Origin of the sequence: uncultured Nevskia sp. (assembly GCF_903885465.1) — a bacterium.
In the GTDB taxonomy this organism is placed as follows: domain Bacteria; phylum Pseudomonadota; class Gammaproteobacteria; order Nevskiales; family Nevskiaceae; genus Nevskia.
On sequence record NZ_CAISIQ010000104.1, the window covers coordinates 1 to 2678 of the forward strand.

2 protein-coding genes and 1 tRNA gene are annotated in these 2678 nt (G+C 59.4%); all 3 read right to left on the bottom strand.

What is annotated here, in order from left to right; genetic code table 11:
- Nucleotides 1-63 precede the first annotated feature (63 nt).
- A tRNA-Val gene (locus QZY06_RS03910) sits at nt 64-139 on the bottom strand.
- A 44-nt stretch (nt 140-183) separates the two neighbouring features.
- The gene (locus QZY06_RS03915) at nt 184-456 is read right to left on the bottom strand and encodes an HU family DNA-binding protein (protein WP_295680459.1); all 273 of its coding nucleotides are present in this window, start codon (nt 454-456) and stop codon (nt 184-186) included.
- Nucleotides 457-685: 229 nt separating this feature from the next.
- Nucleotides 686-2678 (bottom strand): endopeptidase La (gene lon, locus QZY06_RS03920; protein ID WP_295680461.1); only part of this gene is annotated, 1993 nt, incomplete at its 5' end.

Here is a 2678-nt window from a genome sequence, read left to right on the forward strand (position 1 = left end):
CGAACCCGCGACCCCCGGCGTGACAGGCCGGTATTCTAACCAGCTGAACTACCACTCCGCTGTTGGTGGGTGCTGAGGGGATCGAACCCCCGACCCTCGCCGTGTAAAGGCGATGCTCTACCAGCTGAGCTAAGCACCCTATCGACCGTTACATCCGGTGAAGCTGTCCCCCCACCGAGTCCGCTACTTTACAGCGTCTTTAAGGGCTTTGCCAGCCTTGAATGAAGGATTTTTGCTGGCCGTGATGTTCAAGGTTGCACCGGTCTTCGGGTTGCGTCCGGTACGTGCTGCACGCTCGCGAATCGCGAACGTTCCGAAGCCGACGAGAGACACCTTGTCGTTCTCCTTGAGCGCCTGGCCGATGACTTCGACGAGCGCATCGATCGCATTGCCGGCATCAGCCTTGGTCAGGCCGGATTGGTCGGCGACGGCCGCGATCAGTTCGGATTTGTTCATGTAGGTTTTTCCCCTCGGATTATTGGATCGGCATGAGCCGGTATTGACTTGGATTCTGTCCCGCCCAGCCCTGAATGCCTTGATGGTTTCATATCGACTTTCAGCAACGAAAATCGTCGTCAGGCGTTGGAGAATCCTTATATCAAGCGGGTTTCAGAGCGTCAATTAAACTGTCGGCAGATTCGAGATTGCAGTGATTTGCGTCACTGCAATCCCGATTTCGGGCCGCTCAGTGCGGTCTGACACCTTCGGTACTGGCCGGCGTCGGCGCCGCTGCACCTTCAGGAACCGGCTTCGCTTCCGGCATCCGTTCGAGCGCAATGCGCAGCACTTCTTCGACCCAGCGCACCGGTTCGATATCGAGCTTGCCCTTGATGTTGTCAGGGATCTCGGCGAGGTCCTTGACGTTCTCCTGCGGGATGATCACGGTGCGGATACCACCGCGCTGTGCCGCCAGCAGTTTTTCCTTCAAGCCACCGATCGGCAGCACCTCGCCACGCAGGGTGATTTCACCGGTCATCGCGACGTCCGCGCGCACTGGAATGGAAGTCAGCGCCGACACCAGCGCCGTGCACATGCCGACACCGGCAGACGGACCATCCTTCGGCGTCGCACCTTCCGGCACATGCACGTGAAGATCGTGCTTCTGATAGAAATCCGGATCGATGCCGAGCTGCTTGGCGCGCGAGCGGACCACGGTCAGCGCTGCCTGAATGGATTCCTGCATAACGGTGCCGAGGCTGCCGGTCTGGGTGAGCTTGCCCTTGCCCGGCGTCAATGCCGATTCAATGGTCAGCAGTTCGCCACCAACCTCGGTCCAGGCCAGACCCGTCACCTGCCCGACCTGATTCGCCTCTTCGGCGCGGCCATAACGGAAGCGCGGCACGCCCAGATACTTGTCGAGATTCTTGTCGGTGACCTTCACGGTCTTGTCGGTCGGCTTCAGCAATACCTGTTTGACTACCTTGCGCGCGATCTTCGACATTTCGCGCTCGAGGTTGCGCACGCCAGCTTCACGCGTGTACGTGCGGATCACCGCGCGCACAGCGGATTCACTGATGTCGAGTTCGGTTTCGCTGAGACCGTTTTCCTTGATCTGCTTCGGAATCAAATAACGCCTGGCGATGTTGAGCTTCTCGTCCTCGGTGTAACCCGGAATACGGATCACTTCCATGCGGTCGAGCAGCGGCCCGGGAATATTCAGCGTGTTCGCCGTGCAGATGAACATCACATCGGACAGATCGAGATCCACTTCCAGGTAATGATCCTGGAAGGTGTTGTTCTGCTCGGGGTCGAGCACTTCCAGCAGCGCCGATGACGGATCGCCGCGGAAATCCATGCTCATCTTGTCGATTTCATCGAGCAGGAACAGCGGATTCTTGACCCCGACCTTGGTCAGGTTCTGGACGATCTTGCCGGGCAGCGACCCGATGTAGGTACGCCGATGGCCGCGAATCTCGGCTTCGTCACGCACGCCACCGAGGCTCATGCGTGCGAACTTGCGATTGGTCGCTTGCGCGATCGAGCGGCCGAGCGAAGTCTTGCCGACGCCAGGCGGCCCCACCAGGCACAGAATCGGGCCCTTGAGCTTCTTCACGCGGCTCTGGACAGCAAGATATTCAAGGATGCGTTCCTTGACCTTCTCGAGACCGTAGTGATCGGAATCGAGCTGGTCCTGCGCCTTCGGCAGATCGATGTTGGCCTTGGTGGCCTTCTTCCACGGCACCTGCGTCATCACGTCGAGATAGTTGCGCACGACGGTCGCTTCGGCCGACATCGCCGGCATCATCTTCAGCTTGTTCAGCTCGGCGGTGGCCTTGGTCTTGGCAGCCTTGGGCATGCCGGCCTTGGCGATCTTGCGCGCCAGCTCTTCCTGTTCGTTCGGGGCGTCCTCGAGCTCGCCGAGCTCTTTCTGGATCGCCTTCATCTGCTCGTTGAGGTAGTACTCGCGCTGGTTCTTCTCCATCTGCTGCTTGACCCGACCGCGAATCTTCTTCTCGATCTGCAGGATGTCGATCTCACCTTCCAGCTGTGCCAGCACGTATTCCAGACGCGGCTTCGGATCGCCGATCTCGAGCACTTTCTGTTTGTCTTCGAGCTTCAGCGACAGATTCGCGGCGATGGCATCGGCCAGGCGTCCCGGCGAATCCATGCTGGTCAGACTCGGCAGTAGTTCCGCCGGCACCTTCTTGTTGAGCTTGACGTACTGCTCGAAGGTGGCG

What these genes read in the sequence shown, in the direction of transcription:
- QZY06_RS03915 (WP_295680459.1), bottom strand. Translation starts at nt 456, where the DNA reads ATGAACAAATCCGAACTGATCGCGGCCGTCGCCGACCAATCCGGCCTG.